General features: G+C 38.5%; 11 protein-coding genes. 1 reads left to right on the forward strand and 10 read right to left on the reverse strand.

What is annotated here, in order from left to right; genetic code table 11:
- Positions 1-113 precede the first annotated feature (113 nt).
- On the forward strand, positions 114-893 hold the full coding sequence (locus IE199_RS10925) for a hypothetical protein (RefSeq protein ID WP_189770243.1): 780 nt from the start codon (positions 114-116) through the stop codon (positions 891-893).
- Positions 894-1,038: 145 nt separating this feature from the next.
- Here the strand turns inward: IE199_RS10925 and IE199_RS10930 are convergent, their stop codons facing one another.
- The 10 genes from IE199_RS10930 to nhaC all read right to left on the reverse strand — a co-directional run bounded on the left by IE199_RS10930 (position 1,039) and on the right by nhaC (position 20,649).
- Positions 1,039-2,751 carry a flagellar assembly protein A gene (locus IE199_RS10930; protein WP_189770245.1) on the reverse strand — a complete coding sequence of 571 codons (1,713 nt, stop codon included), beginning with the start codon at positions 2,749-2,751 and terminating at the stop codon, positions 1,039-1,041.
- Between the two features lie 137 nt (positions 2,752-2,888).
- On the reverse strand, positions 2,889-3,899 hold the full coding sequence (gene pyrD, locus IE199_RS10935) for a quinone-dependent dihydroorotate dehydrogenase (protein WP_189770247.1): 1,011 nt from the start codon (positions 3,897-3,899) through the stop codon (positions 2,889-2,891).
- A gap of 126 nt (positions 3,900-4,025) precedes the next feature.
- The gene (locus tag IE199_RS10940) at positions 4,026-8,867 is read right to left on the reverse strand and encodes an NAD-glutamate dehydrogenase (protein WP_189770249.1); all 4,842 of its coding nucleotides are present in this window, start codon (positions 8,865-8,867) and stop codon (positions 4,026-4,028) included.
- Between the two features lie 256 nt (positions 8,868-9,123).
- Entirely contained in the window at positions 9,124-11,427 is a 2,304-nt protein-coding gene (locus IE199_RS10945) for an efflux RND transporter permease subunit (protein WP_189770251.1), read from the reverse strand.
- 1 nt (position 11,428) lies between these two features.
- On the reverse strand, positions 11,429-12,433 hold the full coding sequence (locus IE199_RS10950) for a WD40/YVTN/BNR-like repeat-containing protein (protein WP_189770253.1): 1,005 nt from the start codon (positions 12,431-12,433) through the stop codon (positions 11,429-11,431).
- Positions 12,434-12,509: 76 nt separating this feature from the next.
- Positions 12,510-13,868 carry a DUF1329 domain-containing protein gene (locus IE199_RS10955; RefSeq protein ID WP_189770255.1) on the reverse strand — a complete coding sequence of 453 codons (1,359 nt, stop codon included), beginning with the start codon at positions 13,866-13,868 and terminating at the stop codon, positions 12,510-12,512.
- 12 nt (positions 13,869-13,880) lie between these two features.
- Entirely contained in the window at positions 13,881-15,941 is a 2,061-nt protein-coding gene (locus IE199_RS10960) for a DUF1302 domain-containing protein (protein WP_189770257.1), read from the reverse strand.
- Between the two features lie 386 nt (positions 15,942-16,327).
- Positions 16,328-16,546 (reverse strand): DUF2835 domain-containing protein, encoded by a 219-nt coding sequence (locus IE199_RS10965; RefSeq protein WP_189770259.1) that lies wholly within the window; start codon positions 16,544-16,546, stop codon positions 16,328-16,330.
- Entirely contained in the window at positions 16,543-19,110 is a 2,568-nt protein-coding gene (pepN, locus tag IE199_RS10970; protein ID WP_189770261.1) for an aminopeptidase N, read from the reverse strand. The genes IE199_RS10965 and pepN overlap by 4 nt, the downstream gene beginning before the upstream one ends.
- Positions 19,111-19,194: 84 nt before the next feature.
- Positions 19,195-20,649: a Na+/H+ antiporter NhaC gene (gene nhaC / locus IE199_RS10975; protein WP_189770263.1), complete on the reverse strand. Its 1,455-nt coding sequence runs from the start codon at positions 20,647-20,649 to the stop codon at positions 19,195-19,197.
- Positions 20,650-20,769: the final 120 nt, after the last annotated feature.

Here is a 20,769-nt window from a genome sequence, read left to right on the forward strand (position 1 = left end):
AAATGCTCGGCTTTTTTGTACTTTTCGTAAAAAAATGTCAATAAACTATTAATTATTCCAACGATTTGTTTTAAAGTTGCCTTTATTGAGTTAACAATATCAAAGGCTATATTTTGTCAAATCGTGTAGAACCTGAAATTCCTAACATTAGTCTTGATGACGATATGGTAAAGCCTGCGCAAAAGGCGAGCAAACCTACTTCTTCACAAAGCCCAGCACCACAGAGCAAAGCACCAACTAAAGCTTCCGGAGCGCTTGTTTTTTTCACTGTCGCTATTTATGCCGCATTAGCCGGTACAGGTTACTTTTTCTATCAGGAAAACTTAAAGTTACAAGCCACTATTAATGACTCTCAAGATCGTATTCAACAGTTAGAAGATCAACTATCTGCAACTGGCGAAGAAATGGGCGAGTCAACTGTTGCGCTAAAAGCAAAACTACAGGCAATATCTGAAAAAACAGAAAAACTGTGGGAAGAAATGGATAAACTTTGGGCGTCAGCTTGGCGAAGAAACCAAAGTGAGATCAAAGATCTAACAGCGCAAAATAAAAAGCTAGTCGCCCAAGACAAAAACATGACGGGTTCAATAGATACATTAGCCAAATCAGTAAAGGATGTTAAAGACAAACAAACAGCAACGGATTTCAACGTTGAAGCCTTGTCGGAGCAACTACAATCAGCTGGCAATATTCAATCTGAGCTAAACAAAGTGAAAGATGATTTAGCAACGTTAAAACAACGTATTCAAGGCAGAGATAGCCAGCAAATGGAAGTCGCAACCAGCGTGAACTCTCTTGATATGCAATTAAAATTATTATTAGAGCGTATCGAATCATTAGAAAAAAAGCCAGCTTCGGTAACACCGGCGACTAAGCAAGCTGCCGGGCAGTAGCAGTTCAATTATTGTAGGTAATACCATAGGGTATTACCTACATCCTTTATTTGTATGTGATTAAAACTAACATCGACAACAAGATAGTAATATCACTACCAATGCAATCATCAACTATATGTCTAATAACTATCGATACCGTTAATTAGGTAATCGATTCCAAAAGTATTTCTGAATCATGCCAACTAACACGAGTTGGTCCATGTTCACGTTTGAATGTTGATACGTGTCCTTGTATTTCAACAAAAACCCCATGAAACACTTTGATAGAAGCAACAAGTTCAAGTGTGTCAGGGTGTGATTTAACTTGATCACAGTAGCTGTAGTAGTCAGTGTAACTAACACCAAGGGCATTAAGGTGTTGACTTAGCGATTTATTCACTCTCGTAACCTTTGCAATATCAATCGGCTCTGCACTAGTCAGCTTAACTAAAAAGTCACTGATCTTTTTACATCGCTCTGTTAACTTTTCTAAACGATGTTGCAAATTTCCATCAAGCTCTTGAAACTTAACCAACCAATAATCAAAACTGATGTTGGTATGACTACCACTTGGTGAACCAAGAGTTCCAGCAAACAAAGAGCCACCACAATCAGCGTATCCTCCAAGCAATCTTCCATCAGGTTTTTCTTTGTTTTTATCACCTAACCATATGTTTCTGCCCGCTTGCAACTGACTATGTGTTCCGTGCTGTACTAAGTTAATATCACTTTCTGCAATGATGTCTGCATACTGAGCAAACAACGCTGTTACAGAGCCATTGGCTTGCAAAAAAACGGTTCGTTTGCCAAAACCTTTCTCATCTTCGATTTTGTGACCAATTACCCCCTGAGCTATATTAATATCGCCACCGGCGACAACTTCGCAGGACTCAACCAATCCACCAATAACCACATCTTCGCTAGCTAATACTCTCATCGCTTCACCAACATTGCCTTTGACAAACACTGAGCCGTCAAAATTAATGTTTCCGGTTCCTACATCAATATTTTCTAATTCGAGAACTTTGTTAACTGCAACACTGTCGTCCAAATGCTTGGGCATACCATCCATATCGGCAATTAATATTGTTTGTGTCTCGTCACTGAACACTGAACCGTCTGAAACTTTTAGTATCGCAGGCTCGCCAGCAATCGGCTCAATAACCTCCCCTTTTACAGTAAACCCAGGTTGTCCTGAAGTCGGTGGCATCAGTTGTGCTAACTCAGTACCTTTTTTTACGTGAATAAAGTCACCTAGTTCACGCATATCAACTTTGCCATTGTCTAATTTTTTAGGCTTTAATATCCGCTGCTTAATATCGTCAACTAAATATTTAATATAACCATTTTTCCCATCGATACTTGCTGTACCACTGGCTATCTCAACACTGTGTTTACCACCACTTGCCAGTTGACTGGATCTTTCGATGAGCTCTTGAATTGCTGATTTAAAAATCCCTTTAGTGACGCCATGTTGTTCTAAACATAATAAAATATCGCGTTGACTAAGTGCGTTGCCGCCATAAGGAGCAGTGACTTCCATCGTGGCAGACATGTTTTCAGGGCCGAAAGTCACTTCTAAACTGGCATTAATCGCTTTTGCTATTTCTTTACTATAAATAGACTCAAGTTGAAGATTTTGGCTTTGTTGCTCACCTTCTTTTTGCTCTTCATTGTGTTGTTCATCGATAAGTGCATTGATTTCAAGCACGACTAGAGCGATGGTATCTTCTAACACCATATATTCTTTATAAGGAGAGGCTTTAAAGGCTCGCTCTATTTGATCGGCAGTTACCGTGGCCAAACTGCTATTTAGTTTTATGTTGACGGAAACTAACTGAGTTTCGTCATCAAGTGTAAAGGCAAATTTATCCATTAAGACTTATTAGCAAAACCATTAATTATCAATTAGTAAGCTAATTATGCACCAATAAACCAACATTTTCCTTGTTTATTTATTGAGCACATAAAAGTTAAGGCGAAAAAAAAGCTGCTTTATGCAGCTTTTTAGTACTATAAACTTTTCACTATATCTTTTATCAGCTCAGGTCCCTGATAAATAAAGCCAGTATACACTTGCACTAACTTGGCACCTGCCGCTATTTTTTCCTTGGCGTCTTGACCACTAGCAATACCGCCGACACCAATAATCGGCAGTTTGTCGTTTAATGCATTTGCTAATAAACGAATGACTTCCGTGCTTTTATCTTTTACTGGTTGCCCACTTAAACCGCCCATTTCATTGCCATGCTCCAATTGTTCAACACCTTCTCTGGATAAGGTGGTATTTGTCGCAATGACGCCATCAATATCATTATCAATTAAACACTGAGCAATAGACTCTACTTCTTCTGCTGTTAAATCTGGGGCAATTTTTACCGCAATTGGTACGTACTTGTCGTATTTTTTCGCTAAATTAGTTTGTTCTTCTTTAAGAGCTGCAAGTAAGGTATTTAATGCATCACCATATTGCAATGCTCTTAACCCTGGAGTGTTTGGTGAAGAGATGTTAACGGTAATATAACTAGCAATGTTATAGACCTTTTGCATACAGTGAATGTAGTCGTCTTTCGCGTTTTCTTCAGGAGTATCTTTATTTTTACCGATATTAATCCCTAAAACACCAGTAAATTTAGCTTTTCTTACTTGATCAACTAAGTAGTCAACACCTTTGTTATTAAAGCCCATACGATTAATAATAGCGTCGGCCTCTGGTAACCTGAATAGTCTAGGTTTATCGTTACCCGGTTGTGGTCTAGGTGTGACAGTACCGACTTCTACAAAACCAAAACCCATGGCATCAAAAGCACGAATACACTCACCGTTTTTATCCAAGCCAGCAGCTAAACCACATGGATTTGGAAAGTGGATCCCCATAACTTGTACAGGCTTTTGTGGCACACGTTGTTTGTAGGCAATATTGAGAGGTGTAGCTCCGGTATTTTTTAACGCTTTGATAGTGAAATCATGAGCTGATTCACCATCCATTTGAAATAGCATTTTACGAATAGCAGAATAAAACATAACACCTCTTTGTCTTTTTTATTTGCGTGAATACACGAATAAACAATAACGAAATTAATAGCCGCTAATTCTAATATAAAAATCCCCGTAAGTACGGGGATTTTTTTATTTTTTTACGCTTTATTTTTAATTAAGCGGGTCACTATTTAAGCTAAGTAACATTAACTCTCTTAATGCTACAGAGAACTTAGCAAACTCGTGAGTTTGACCAATTCTAAAGTCAGCTAAAATATGCTTCCAACGCTCAAGCGGTTGTTCATTTGCTTCAAACCAACAATCTAATAGCTCTTCAACATCTTTACTATCTTCGTTATTACGTAAGATAACGCCTGTTAATGAACGTTGTTGCCAATCAAGCTCTTCTCTAAATGATGCACGAGCAAGCGCTTGCCAATGGTTTGACACTGGTTGCTTGGTAATTTGGTCTAAGAACCAGTGAAGATCTAAACGAGCACCTAACTTGAAGTACAAATTAGAAACTAAGTCTACTGAACGTTTATCACCTTCTGCTAACTCAGCTAAGTCCATTGAAGAGAATAATGTACTTAATTGAGAAATTCTTGTTGCAATCGTTTCTGGCACACCAGCTTTAGTTAAATCAGTTTCAACACGCTTAAGCATTTGCACTTCGTCTTCAATCATGAACTTGTGTAAGTTCTCAGACATAGTCTTAAATATTGGGCCATAAAACTCAATAGCTTGCTCAATAGACATTGCTTTGTTTCTATGTCTCAAGAACCAGCGTGTTGCACGTCTAACTGTACGACGGTATTGGAACAACATTTCAGTTTGAACCATAGTCGAGATCTTGTTATCTAGCTGGCTAATTTGCTCCCAGAAATCAGCAAGTTCAAACACAGCACTTGCCATCGCATAACAGTTAGCTACTTCAGCAACAGTTGCACCTGTTTCATCTTGCATACGGTGCACAAAATTAAAGCCCATATCGTTACCGATATCATTCGCTAATTGTGTAGCAATGATTTCTGCACGCAATGGATGATCTTGCATTTGAGCACTGAATTTTTCTTGCAGCTGCTTAGGAAACGCTTGTCTTAATAGTCGACCATGATATGGGTTATCTGTAATTTCTGGACAAACCAAATCTTCTTTTAACACCATTTTGCTATAAGCTAACAATACTGAAAGCTCTGGACGAGTTAAACCTTTCCCTTTTGCTAATCGGTCGGCAATTTCTTCATCAGTAGGGATAAATTCAAGTGTTCTATCTAATTTACCCGAACGTTCCATTGCATTAATAAAACGCGTTTGCTCTTTCAATTGTGTTGAGCCACGTAGCTCAGTAATTGAAATTGAATGCGTTTGGCGGTAGCAGTCTTCTAATACAATATCTGCTACTTCATCTGTCATATCATAAAGTAACTGATTACGTTGTTTGATGGTTAAATCGCCATTTTGTACTAATACGTTTAGTAAAATTTTGATATTTACTTCGTTATCAGAACAATCTACACCACCAACGTTATCTACCGAGTCAGTATTGATACGACCACCAGTTGATGCATATTCAATACGGCCTAACTGGGTAAAGCCTAAGTTACCACCTTCACCAATGATCTTAGCTTTAAGCTCATTACCATTGATCCTCAATGAGTCATTGGCACGGTCACCAACTTCAGCATGTGACTCTTTGCTACTTTTCACATACGTGCCGATACCACCATTCCAGAACAAGTCTACTTTCATTTTTAAAATAGACTGGATCAATTCATTAGGTGACATTGCTTGTTTTTGTGTGCCAAGCATTCGTTTAATTTGTGGAGTCAACTTAATAGATTTAGCCGCACGAGAGAATATACCACCACCTTCAGAAATTAGGTCAGTGTTGTAATCTTCCCATGTACAACCTGGTAGATTAAATAAACGCTCACGCTCTTTATAAGTTGATGCTGAATCAGGCTCAGGATCAATAAAGATATGCATGTGGTTAAACGCTGCTTGTAAACGAATATGCTTAGATAACAACATACCGTTACCAAATACGTCACCTGCCATGTCACCAACACCGATACATGTGAAATCAGTAGTTTGACAGTCAATATCCATTTCACGGAAATGACGTTTCACTGACTCCCATGCACCACGAGCGGTAATACCCATACCTTTATGGTCATAACCAACACTGCCGCCAGAAGCAAAGGCATCACCCATCCAGAAGTTATATTCTTCAGAAATGGCATTGGCAATATCTGAGAACGTTGCTGTACCTTTATCAGCGGCAACAACTAAGTACGGATCATCTTCATCGTGACGTACAACATTTTCTGGATGAACAATATCACCTTTGACAATGTTATCTGTAATGTCTAATAAACCACGAATAAAGGTACGATAGCACTCTTTACCCGCTTCAAATATTGCATTGCGATCGCCATTAGGCAATTGCTTACAAACAAAACCACCTTTTGCACCCACAGGTACAATAACGGTATTTTTAACTTGTTGTGCTTTAACGAGGCCTAATACTTCTGTACGGAAGTCTTCTCGGCGATCTGACCAACGTAAACCACCACGCGCAACTTTACCACCACGTAAATGAACACCTTCTACTTGAGGTGAATAAACAAATATCTCAAACGCAGGGATCGGCTGAGGAATATCTGAGATTGCTTTTGGCGTCAGTTTAAATGAAATATATGACTTCTCGCCGTATTCTGGGTGATGTTGGAAATAGTTAGTACGAATTGTCGCATTAATCATTTCAACAAAACGACGAATAATACGGTCATCATCAAGGTTTGCTACGTTATCTAAAGACGCTTCGATGTCTTCAAGTAACTTGGCAATTGTTTTAGGATTTTGTTTGCCCTTAGGATCAAAGCGTAAGTTAAACAACTTGATCAATTGTTCAGCAATATTTGGGTAACGCGCAAAGGTATCTTCAATGTAGTTTTGACTGAAAGTACCACCAATTTGGCGCTCATATTTAGCGTAAGCACGTAAAATTGATACTTCACGACCAGCTAGTTGTGCACCAAGAATTAAACGGTTAAAACCGTCGTCTTCTAATTTGCCTTTCCAAACTTTAGCAAAAGCATCTTGGAACAATGCCTGCACTTTTTCTAAGCTAAATTTGCCATCACCGGTTAATAACATAGAAAAGTCTAGGATCCAGCACATTTCGCCGTCAGCAGTACGAACTGCATATGGGCTTTCTCCGATGATACGTAAACCAAAGTTTTCTAACATAGGTAATACATCAGAAAGGTGTAGAGGTTCACCGGTGTGGAATAATTTCAATTTAACGAAATTGCTACCCGCCTTTTCTTCTTGCGGCTGGTAAAATAACATTTCTAATTCATTTGTACCTGAAACTGATTCCAGTTTTTCAATATCAACAATTGCAGTACCAGGTAAAACTTCATCTTTGTATGCTTGTGGGAAGCTAACATATTTGCGACTTAACGCTTTACCAGCCTCTTCACCTTTATGGCTATTAAGAGCGTCAGCGAGTTTATCATCCCAGCTTCTAGCAGCTTGGTTTAAATTATTTTCGAGTTCTTTCACGTTAATGTCTGCTTTAGTTGATTTGACGCGCACAATGTAATGAGTTCTTGCTTGTGCTGATTCAGAAAAGAAAGTGGTAAATTCAACTTCCTGATCACTGCCAAATGCGTTTGCCAATAACTTCTGAGTTTGGATACGTAACGCAGTGTTATAACGTTCTCTACGCACATAAACCATACAAGAGTAAAAACGATTAAACGCATCTTTACGTACAAATAAGCCCGAGTAATCACGCTCTTGCATTTGGAAGATACCAAGCACGTTTTTCAATAACTCTTCAGGACGAGATTGTAAAATTTCATCTCGTGGATATGTCTCAAGAATATTGATCAATGTTTTGTATGCATGTGTACCTTTGGCGTATCCAGACTCTTCACAAAGCGCCTGCACCTTAGATTTAATTAACGGTAAATCTAAAGCACTATTAGTGTAGTAAGCCGAACCAAATAAACCGACAAAGCGCTCTTCACCGACTACTTTGCCATTTTCATCAAAACGTTTAACGCCAATGTAATCTAGGTGTGCAGGACGATGCACACGTGAACGAGAGTTCGTTTTGGTTAAAATTAGCAAGTTATCGCCAAGTGCAATTTCACGAGCCGATTCGGTTAAAGACGAAAGAAGACGCTCTTTGGTACCTTTAGATTGTTTCATTAAACCTAAACTTGATTCTACGTCAGCACATAGCGCCATATCACCTTTAAGTGTTTTGACGTTATAAGAGCGGTAACCTAGTAGCGTAAAGTTGTTGTTTAAGATCCAGTTTAGGAAATCTAGGCTATCTGCTTTTTCTTTATCACTACATGGTAATTTAGATTTTTCAGTAGATTTAATAACTTCTGTTAACTTCTTGGTCATTGATTGCCAGTCGTTAACAGTAATAGAAATATCACTTACAACAGATTCTAATTCTTTGGTGATTTTATCCAATGTCTTTTGTTCACTTTGACGATCTATTTCAACAAAAAATACAGTTTCTGTAGATGTCGCTTTGAACTTTTTATCTGATGCACGTGAAAGCTTAGTAATACTGCCTTTTTCGTCACGCACAAGCTTGATTGGACTATTGAGCATTAAATGAGGAGAAATGCCTAAACGACTTAATGCGATTCGAACTGAATCAACTAAAAATGGCATATCACTGACGATAATTTCAATAATGGTATGACTAGACTTCCAACCATGCTTTGAAACCTGTGGATTGAACACCTTGATAACAGGTGTATTATCCTTGTGGTCATTTAATGAATTCCACAAACTCAGCGTAGCACCGTACATGTCACTATCATTACGGTGAGCCAAGTCCATATGAGAAACATTTTTATATAATAATTCTGCAAATTGCTCGATCAAAGGAGCAGTATCAGAGGGTGCTTTTTGCTTAATAAGCTGTGCTACATTTGAAAGTATCACTGATGGTAAGCCGTCAACTAACGCCATGCCGTTGTCCTTTTTGGATAAAACGATTGAAATAATTCGTATAATAATTTTTATACATGTCTAACAGGATAGACTATCAGTGGAATTTTATTAGTAAATTTAAGCTATTGCGAGCGATTTTTGAAAGTTTTCAAATCAAACTACAACAGGTTAACCTCTAAAGAGAATAAAAAGGTGTTGTTTATTCAACTCTTGTAGATAGAAAATGGCCAAACGGCCATTTTCTTGTTTAATTATGCAGTATTTTTTTGAAACATTATTTTTGATTTTTCCATAAAAAACATGCGATCGCAGGTAAGACTGTTAAAGCGGCAAGCATATTAACTAAAAACATAAAGGTTAATAAAATTCCCATATCAACTTGGAACTTCAAATCAGAGAAAAACCAAGTTGAAACACCAATGGCTAACGTTATGCCAGTAAACAGCACTGCACTACCGCGCTCATAAAGTGCTTGTTTGTATGCCTCGTGTAATTGGTAGCCTTCTCTAAGCTTCACGCTCATTGTTGAAAGAATATAAATACCATAATCAACACCAATACCGACACCTAAAGCGATAACAGGCAGAGTTGAAACCGTTAAACCAATATCTAAAACAGTCATTAACCACTGTGCTAATGTTGACACGACATATAATGGCACTACAACGGATATAGTAGCGCGAACACTTCTAAAGCTAATTAAACACAGCAAAATCACCGCACCATAAACATAAAGCATCATAGGTAACTGTGCTTCTTCAACCGCTTCATTAGTGGCCGCCATTACACCAATAGGACCAGATGCTAGTTTAAATGTCACCACGTCATTGTTTAACTCAGCAATAGCTTGTTTAGCCTTTGACACAACACGTTCAATGGTTTCTGCTTTGTGATCAGCCAAGAATAAGATAACTGGCATGACTGAGCACTCGTTGTTTAATAGACCAGTTGAACTAGGAATATTAGAAAGTGCTTGCGCTAGCGCATATTGATTTGGAGAAATAATGCGCCACTTTAAGTTGCCTTCATAGTAGCCGGCATTGATAACTTTCATCACCGATGCCAAACTCACCGCTGATTGCACACCTTGAACATTTTCCATCTGCCACTGAAATGCATCCATAGTTTCTAAAACACGAGCGTCCGTACAAGCATTGTCTGTGGTTTCAACGATAACAGACATGTAGTCAACACTGATGGCGTATCTATCGGTAATTAAGAAAGTGTCTTGGTTGTATCTTGAATGTTCATGAAGAGCTGGTGCACCGGCATGTAATTCACCTATTTTCAGGTTTTGTGATTGATAAAAGCCTAAAGTAAATAAAATGACAGTCACTAGTAATATTAGCTTTGCAGGACCAGGTTTACTGAAATTAGCCATCACTGACCAGTTATCAGTCGTTTTTTGCTTGTCTTGATTGTGTTTACTGACATCAAGATAAGAAATCACTACAGGCAATAATAACAAGTTAGTAAAGATAATAACCGCAACACCTAACGAAGCCGTGATAGCAAGCTCTCGTATAATGCCGATATCGATAGACAATAAGGTAATAAAACCTACGGTGTCTGACAGTAACGCAGCAACACCAGGAATGATCAGTGTTCTAAAACTAAACTGCGCGGCAGCTTTAGTTGAGTGCCCTTCCGCTACTCGTTTTCCTATAGCGTTGATCATTTGCACGCCGTGGCTAACACCAATTGCAAACACTAGGAATGGCACCAAAATTGACATGGGATCTAAGCCAAAGCCCAAACTTGATAATAAGCCCATCTGCCAAACAACAGCGACCAGTGAGCAAGCAATTGGTAACACTGTTAACGCAATAGAACGGCTAAACAAAAAAACCATGATAGAGGTAATCACTATAGCTACAACGAAGAAAGTAACAACGCCTTTTGCACCATCAGCCACATCGCCAACCATCTTGGTAAAGCCGATAATGTGAACAGTGATATTGCCTTTTTCAAATGGTTTTCTTACATCTTGTTCAAGTGTCTGAGCTAATGCTAATGAATCAAGCTTTTCACCTGTTTGAGGATGGTTTTCTAATAGAGTGGCTTTTACCATAGCGCAGCTATAGTCATCAGCAACGATACGGCCAACAATACCAGCTTTCTCGATATTAGATTTAACCGTCGCTAAACCTTTTTCATTTGCTTGAAAATCAGCTGGTACTACAGGGCCGCCCGCAAAACCGTCTTCAACGACTTCAACAAAGCGTGTGCTAGGTGAGAACAGTGATTGGACTTGTGTTCGATTTACACCGGGTATGAAAAATAACTGATCATGAACGCCTTTTAACGCCGTAAAAAATTCCTCATTAAATATATCGCCTTCTTGGTGACATACCGAAATTAAAACATTGTTTGCTCCACCAAACTGTTCCCTATGTTTTAAATAGGTCTTCATGTATTCATGATTAAGAGGAATATTTTTCGTAAAAGCGGCGTCTAAACGAATTTGTGATGCTTGAAATACTAAGAAGCACGTTAATAATGCAAACAGAGCGACCACAAAACCTCTGTGACGAAATACGCTAACTTCAATGCGATCTATAGCCGAATTAACACTCATATTATTTAATTACCTGCAATACTTTTAACCCAACTTCTGAAGCGACAAATAACTGGCCTTTAAATTCTGTTCCTGAGAGCAACGCCTTACCATCTTCTTGTGAAACCAACTGATATGTTTGACCATCATCGTCGCTAATCAGTAAAGTACCATTATTACCAAGGACAAAAATCTGCTCGGTTGAAGACTGGATAATGTTATTTAACAAAGCGGTAACGCCTGTTTCTACTGGTTGCCAAGGTGCACCATTTTCAACGCTTCTAAAACTATTTCCTCTTAAACCCACTGCAATTAAGTTTCCTTGCTTTGTCCGAGCTAAGTCATAAAATGAGCCATGATAGATTTCTTCAAAACGCTGCCAACTTTTGCCAAAATCATTACTCTTAGCAATAAGACCCAATTCCCCCACCATATAAGTGGTTACACCGTCGAGAATAATACGATTAAAGTGAGGTAAAATACTTGCTCGTTCTTCTAAGTATGCTTGCTCATCTTCACGCTTTAATTCTTCCAAATATTGTTTATCTTCTTCTAAAAGAAGCGAAGTATGATATTCACGTTGCCAAGTATTACCGCCATCAGTGGTACGATAAAATAAACCATATGCACCAATAGCTATGCCCTCTTCTTTATTCTTAAAAGCAACATCCATAAGTGGTTTTTGTTGCTCTGGAAGGTATTGTTGAATCTGCCATGTAATGCCCCCGTCGGAAGTATGAAGAATCACGCTATCATGCCCGACAGCCCAACCGTGTGTTGCGCTTACAAAATCAACAGCAGTCAATGTTGATTGCACTGGCGATTGCATTTGCTGCCATTGCTCTTTGCTATTAATTTTTAAAATATGACCACGCGAACCCACTGCTATAACAAACTCATCATTGACATTTTCAATATCAAGTAACATTGATTTAATAGAAAGTTTTGATGAAATTGAAGGTTTAGGCGCCTCATTTGCTTGGCTACTTAACGAAAAAAACAGTAGCACTAATAAAATTATTCTCATGAATAACCTTTTGTAATGGTGAATACAAAAATGGCTGGCGTCTAGCCAGCCATTTGTCGGTTAACGCTTTTATTAACTATCGATTGTCACGTTGTAATGCGCGAGAAGTAAAATCGACATCTCTCAGTTTAGCTGAAAAATCATACATTTTGTTTTCGTTGTCTAAACCAATGGCAATATAACGTTTTGACTGTAAATCGTGATAAACATCTAACGTTGACCAATGTGTAGGAACTTCATAGTAGTTTATACCATGTGCCATACCTACACGATATAACTCATCACGGTCATCGTATATGTCAGTTACTGCAATTTGCCAGCTATCTTCATCAATGAAAAATACACGTTTTTTATAAATGTGACGCATATTATCTTTTAAGTTAGCTTCTACCACCCAAACACGATGTTTTTCATAGCGGACAAGATCAGTATTGATATGACCTGGTTTTACAATATCTGCATACTTGAGTTTATCACTGTGAAGTTTGTAATCATTGTAAGGAATAAGTAACTCTTGTTTTCCTTTTAGCGTCCAGTTGTAACGGTTAGGTGCACCATTAAACATATCAAAGTCATCAGTTGTTCTTAAACCATCTGACGCTGTACCCGGGGCATCATAAGCAACAGTTGGTGCTTTTTGAGCTCGGCGAATACCTTTGTTGTATATCCAAGCTTGACGTTCTGTTTTAATTTGATCCATTGTTTCATGAACAAGTAACGCGGTTCCAACAAGCTTAGAAGGCTCTGTAACCTTTTGTTTAAACTTAAACAAAATATTAGTTTCTTGTAATTCTTCCGGAGACGCACCTTTCACGCCATAAGGGATCATAAGTTGCTCATCAAACCCTATATAAGTAAAGTCACCCGAAGCCGTTGGTGTAACTTGTCCACCTTCACGAGTTAGTGCTTCACCACGGTAGCGTAAAATGTGGTTCCAAATTGCTTCAAGACCATTTTGAGGAATTGGAAATGGAATACCTACTGCAGCTTGTGTAATACCGTTACCCTCTTCAATTAGTTCAGAGCGGGCTGCATTTTTTAATGTTTCATCATAAACATGTTGTGGATATGATGCTGAACGGCGTGTTTGATAAACATTCATTTTGAATGTTTCTGGGTAAGCTTCAAACATTGCCATTTGACCAGGTGTTAATACATCTTTGTATTGAGCAACATTTGCTGCTGTGATTGTGTATAACACTTTGTCTTGTGGGAATGGATCAGGATGGTGCATTCCTACCTTATAACCTGCAGGAGGAGCAGTGATCCCACCTGTCCAAGCTGGAATACTTCCATCTGCGTTGGCACCACGCACTGCACCAAATGGCGTTAATTCATTTGATAATTTTTTAACTTGTTGCTCATCTACTTTTGCTTGAGTACCCGCAGCAAAGGCAAGACCAACGGCTAGTGATAATAATGTTATTTTTTTCATGTTGTGCCAACCTTATAAAGCATACTTAACGTTAAATGAGATAAAATCTCTATCTTCCATTTTGTTGGTTGTACCAACACCACCCCAGAATCCATTATATGAAATGTCTGCTGACCAACGACTTTGATAGTCAAAAGTGATACCAGCCGAAATAGATTGGCGATCTTCAACAAACAAGAAAAGAGGATCTGGCGTTACACCACTAACATCGTGTGAAAATACGATACGTGGCGACATATTAATGCCTGAAAATACGTTGTTGTAATCTAATTTAGCAACAAAACGATAGCCCCAAGCAAAGTCATCAGGGAATGGGTTAGTTTCAACGCCGTTTTGTAAAGCGACTTCTAGACCTTCTTTCCCATAAATACCACCGTTTCTAGCAGTACCTGGGCCATTTAATCGAAGTTCATCTTCGCTAGGCATATCGCTAATTTTAATACCACCAACTTCTAACAAACTGGTAAATTGATCGGCACCTAATGAAGGACCCCAAAGCTTAGTCAGTGTTACTTGAGCTTGAGTAGTATCTGCTAAAATATAACCATTTGCTGTTTCTCCTGGGCCAAATACAGGCATTTGAGAGACACCATCTAAGTCTGGACGATAATTCACTGAATCAGGATGTGCTAATTGTTGAGGCATAGCCGCAAACAACAACTCTACATCGTCAATCTGTAAAGGTTCATCTTGACGGTAACTTACCTCGCCGGCTACAGCAAACCCAGCCAATGTTGTATTAAAGCTCATCGCATACAATTTTATATCTTCAGGATATGCAATAAGTACTTTTGAGAAAGCATTTAAATCTGCATAGTTTTCTTCAGTAATTGTAGTTGACGCTAACATAGCAATATCTTGAGCAACTGATGCTTTAGTGAAATCAGCTGTTATACCCGAGAATAGCGGTCGACGGCTGTGGTAGTTAATGTGATATAAGCTAACTTCCGTTTCGTTAAAGTCAGGTAAGAACCAAGATAAACGAATACCGTATTGGCCACCATCATCTGGCTCTACAACGCTATCTGAGCCAGGTGCTCGCAATGTTACTTTTGTTGGTAAAGCCATATAGCCAGCACTAGCAGTTGCCGCCATAACTGGATTACCAGAACGCAGCATATCGCCTAACCCATTAAGACTAGAGATAACAAAATCTAAGTCCATATCAGGGTTACCAGTAAAGCCTAACTGCACATTATTGTAATAACCGCCGTCACCAGCAAAGTCATTGGTTGAAAAATAACTACCAGGCGCTGGAAGTATTGTTTCTTCCCACTGATATTGATAGAACATTTCAACGTTAAAGTTTTCTGTTACACCCAGTGATGCCCAAACGGCGCCAAAAGGAATAAACGCTTCAGTTAATTCAGCACCAGGTGCTCTTAGGCGAGAAATATCAATTGGATTAATTTCACTGATACCGTGAGAGATAAGAGAGCTTTCACCCCAGCCAATAACTTGCTGACCAATACGAACCGAAAATGGCATTTCGCCTATGTCGTAATCACCGTAGAAATATGCATCTAGCAATCGAATGTCACGACATAACTGCTCTTTTGCTTTGCTATCACGACATGGATCATTGACTTGCCCTGTTATTGGATTACGCCAAGCTCTATCGTTATCTGACATTTCAAAATCGTAAAAATACATGCCGCGAATAAACACGCCCATGTTATCTTTACGAATATCTAATTCGTGTGTGCCTTTAAACAACTGAGAAAAAGTTTCACCTGCGTCGTAGTTAAGGTTACCTAAGTCACCATTGTTTGAATAACTACCAGCTCCTTGCCAAATAGTGCCACTGCTCGGTAATGGATTAAATGCAGGATGATAAGTTGAAAAATCAAATCCATTTTTTAGATTGTTTGATTTACCAACATTGTCACTCCAATTTCTATTTTCTACACGCCAACTTGCCCCTAACGAAAAAGTAGAGTCAAAGCGAATATCGAAATCGCCGACTTGAAAATTCGATGCGTAAGACTGGCTTGCAGAGGCGGCTAGCAAAGCAGTTGCTATTCCTACCACTAACGGCTTTTTACCAAAGCGTTGTAATGGGTTACGTTTCATTATTTTCTCCCCAGACCCGAAACGGCATTTTATTATTGTTCTTACAATTTTTGTTCTTAGAGTGTCGATCTAATAACCAGATCCGTCAACTCATTTGAGCCACTTACCCTATAACAGGTGTAATTGTACTGAAATATGAAACAATAATTGCATCATTTTACCTAAGTGGCAAGTCAAAAAAACAAGTTTAAACCCCCTTATTTTTAAAGACTTGCGCACAGAACAACCATAAAACACGACCACCGTTTTAAACACTTGTTTAAAACGACAAAAATTCGCACTTATGTTTTGCTTGAGTATGCAATACGACGTGTTCTAAACATTTTGCTTTAACAAAAGTAATTAACATCCGATGGTCAGACCACTGTTTAAAGCTTTAGCTCTATTTATGATATTTTTGCTATAGAAACGAACTTTCCTTGTTCAGTTTGCAAACAAAAACGCCCTGAAATACCTGATCTTGTTAAAAAAGGTCTTAAGTGCATCGCTGGAAACTGAACGCGTAATCCTTGATCTGACGTAACTACAATGTCTTTTACCCTACCTTGGTAGTAGGGTAAAAAGTCGTAGCTGGTAATATTAATAGAAAAATAAAAATGCCTCATATGTTTAAAGCGGCATCCAATTTTTCTTTTAAATCATTTGATAAATTGGCTAGCGATGAAAGTTCCTGCAGCTGTATTTTTATCAACTGCTGATGATGAGCATTTAATCGCTTAAATTGAATTAAAGGTGTAATTAATCTCGATGCAACCTGAGGATTAATGGTGTTTAGCTTTTTAATGTGTTTAGTTAAAAATTGATATCCTTTCCCACTAGGGCAATAAAAATATTTAGGATTGCTGTTAGCAAATACCCCAATAAGCGAACGTGCTCTGTTAGGGTTTTCAATATCAAACAAAGCGTGTTGCTCGAGAGACTCAAGTTTAGCGAACATATCTGAACGCTGAGCCATCGCTTGTAAACTGAACCATTTATCCATAACCAAACGAGTACCGGACCATACTTGTTCAAATTCAAGCATTAATTCATCAAAAATATCGAGTTGATTTTTTGCCGCACTCGCTAAGACAGCTAAGGTGTCAGTCATATTATCAGCTTGTTGATATTGTTGTTTTAATAACTCGTTGGCCTGCTCTGTTTCACTTAAATAATCTAAACAAACGTTTTTAAGCGCTCTTTGACCAATCGAAGGACCATCATTTTTGTAGGTATCTGTACTCATTTGTTGATATACAGTCATAAACGTTTCTGCTAACCCTTTTGCGATAAACGTTTTGATTGCCGATATAGCGTTAACCACTTCAATAGGCTCTACATCGGTCAGGTGTTCAACAACTTCATCAAAGGACGGCAACGTTAACTGCTCAGCACGTAACGCAGGATCTTCGTCAGCAGTTAATATATGTTTAACACTGTCCAACAAAGACGATGGCAAGACAAAATCTTTATCTGCCAATAATTGTTTCACTTGTCTAACGACTAAGGTTTGACCACAGTCCCAGCGGATAAAAGCATCATTAGCTTTTGCCATCAATAATTGCAGTTCTTCGTCTGTTTGTTCAAATTCAACTTTTACTGGTGCAGAGAAGTTAGTCAAAAAGCCCAGTACAGGTTTTTCTTTATAGCCTTCAAACGTCCAACTACCCTCTTCCGCTTTTAATTCTAATAGATGGGATGCTGAGTCATTTTCACTGATGATCTCAATCCCTACGGGAATATGAAGATAATGTTTCTCAGGTTGCACGTCACTAGGTTCATTAATTTGTTGAATATGAAGCCTGTATTGTCCTGTTGCAGCATCAAATTGTTCACGCACCATTAACTTTGGCGTGCCGGACTGGCTGTACCAGCGTTTGAACATCGTCAGGTCAATATGTGATGCATCAGCCATGGCGTCGACAAAATCATCACAAGTTACCGCCATGCCATCAAAACGCTCAAAATACAAATCCATGCCTTTACGGAAGTTTTCTTTACCCAACAAGGTATAGATCATTCGTATAACTTCTGAGCCTTTTTCATAAACAGTCATGGTGTAGAAATTGTTCATTTCCAGCACTTTTTCAGGCCTAATTGGATGTGCCATAGGGCTATCATCCTCAGGAAATTGCATAGCACGTAAGGTGCTGACGTTTTCAATGCGGGTTACAGCAGCTGAATGCATGTCAGCACTGAATTGCTGATCCCGAAATACGGTTAATCCTTCTTTTAAACTCAACTGAAACCAATCACGACAGGTCACTCTGTTTCCTGTCCAATTGTGGAAGTATTCATGAGCTATAACAGCTTCAATGTTAAAATAGTCTTTATCTGTCGCGCTCTGCTGATCTGCCAAAACAAACTTACTGTTAAAAATATTTAACCCTTTATTTTCCATTGCTCCCATATTGAAGAAATCTACGGCAACGATCATATAAATATCTAGGTCATATTCTAAGCCAAAAACATCTTCGTCCCATTTCATTGAACGTTTTAAAGAGTCCATGGCGTGGTTGGCTTTCGGAGCATTTCCTTTATCGACATAAATTTCTAAGTCAACTTGTCGGCCAGAACATGTCGTAAACACATCACTAACCAAGTCAAAATCTCCAGCAACTAATGCAAATAAGTAACTTGGTTTTGGAAAAGGGTCATGCCAAGTAACAAAATGTTTACCTTGCTCTAAGTCACCTGAATCTATCTTATTGCCATTTGATAACAAAAATGGGTATTGAGATTTGTCGGCGATCACTTTTGTCGTGAAGGTTGCCATCACATCAGGACGATCAAGGTAATAGGTGATTCGTCTAAACCCTTCAGCCTCACATTGAGTACAAAAAGCTCCGCCAGATTTATACAATCCCTCCAGCGCTTTGTTTCCTTGAGGATCGATATGAGTCGTAATGGTTAGCTCAAATTCATCTTGGTTAACCTTAATATGTAGCGAGTTTTCGTCCTGCTGAAATTGTGAGTCATCAAGACCTTGCGCATTCAAGCTAACGGCTAATAGTTCTAATTGCTCACCGTCTAAACTTAATATTTTTGCCTCTTTGTCAATACGCTTGATTGACATCCTATTTGTCACTAAAGTTTTGTTATCTTCTAACTCAAAGATAAGATCTGTGGTAATAATTTGAAATTGACTCGGTTGATAATCTGCTAGTACTCGAGCTGTTGTCGCGGCCATAGAATGTCCTATTCAGAAAAAGAAAAAATAAAAAAGCCTGTCAACGTGTGCGCGTTAACAGGCTTTTATCAGCATAGTATTACGCTATTGTTCGTTAATCATTTTAATTTTAAATCCTACATAACCATAAATTATAGCCAAAATTGGATTTATCAAGTTAAAGAAACAATACATGATAAATTCGTAGTTTGTTAACGCTAGAGCACCAAACATAAATGCACCACAAGTATTCCAAGGAATAAGCGGTGAAGTAATTGTACCTGAATCTTCAAGCGTTCTACTTAATACAACAGGAGCCAACCCTCTTCGTTGATATTCTTCTTTATACATACGACCCGGCATAACAATTGCCATATATTGGTCGGCAGTAATCAAGTTTGTACCAATACAAGTTGCAATCGTACTGGCAATTAAACTGCCTGTAGATTTTGCTGCAGCAAGAATTGATTGCACAAATTTGCGCAACATACCTAAATGTTCAAGTACAGCACCAAAGCTTAACGCGCACATAACCAGCCAAATGGTATTTAGCATGCTAGACATACCACCGCGGCTTAACAGTGAATCTATTTCCTTGTTTCCGGTTTGTACAACTACGCCATCAAAAAGTGCAGTCCAAATAATCTTAACATTCCCAGTAACCGAATCTACACCTTCTCCCGCTAACTTGATGATTAACTCTTGCTGAAATAATCCAGCCCAAAGAGCACCGATAATAGCGCCGATTGCAACAGCTGGAAACGCAGGCATGCGCTTATAAGCTAAGAACAATAATACAAACAAAGGAATTAGGTTGACGATAGATAAGTTATAGGTTGATTCAAGCGTAGTAACTAACGTAGTGATACTTTCTGTACTACCTGCATTGGTTGAAGAATGATTAAACCCTATGATCAAAAATAAAACCAAAGCGATACTAATTGATGGAATGGTTGTCCACAACATGTAGCGAATATGTGCAAACAACTCGCTACCTGCTACTGCCGGTGCCAAATTGGTAGTTTCTGACAACGGTGATAACTTATCACCAAAATAAGCCCCTGAAATTACAGCACCAGCGGTAACCGCAGTAGACATTTCAAAGCCATTGGCAATGCCAATGAAAGCAACACCAACAGTGGCTGCAGTTGTCCACGAGCTACCAATACTCATAGCAACAATGCCACAAACTATGCAGGCAGCGGCGTAAAACCAGCTAGGATCAATAATCTTTAAACCATAAAATATCAATGTTGGTACGGTACCAGATAACAACCATGTTCCAATTAAAGCCCCAACAGCAAACAAAATTAAAATGGCCCCCATAGAAAGAGAAATACCATTAATGATCGCCTTTTCAATGGATTCCCATGTATAGCCGTTTTTAAGACCAATTAAAATAGCAATCCCCATACTGAGCATCAAAGCGATTTGGTTTGGCCCATAAGACGAATTATCTGCAAAATAAGTAACAGCTAAAGATAACAAAGCGATTAACGCTATGATGGGCACAAAAGCATCCAGAGTTGAGGGGTGTTTAGGTTGTTGTAAACTTGTCATGGTTAGTTTCTTTTATTTCTATGTTTCTATGTTTTAATTTTTGTTTTAATTATTTTTTAGGCGTAGACAACCTGTCTTATGTTAAGACTAGGTGCATGTAATATATTCGCTGCAGTTTTT

Origin of the sequence: Thalassotalea marina (genome assembly GCF_014656435.1) — a bacterium.
Taxonomy (GTDB): Bacteria; Pseudomonadota; Gammaproteobacteria; order Enterobacterales; family Alteromonadaceae; genus Thalassotalea_C; species Thalassotalea_C marina.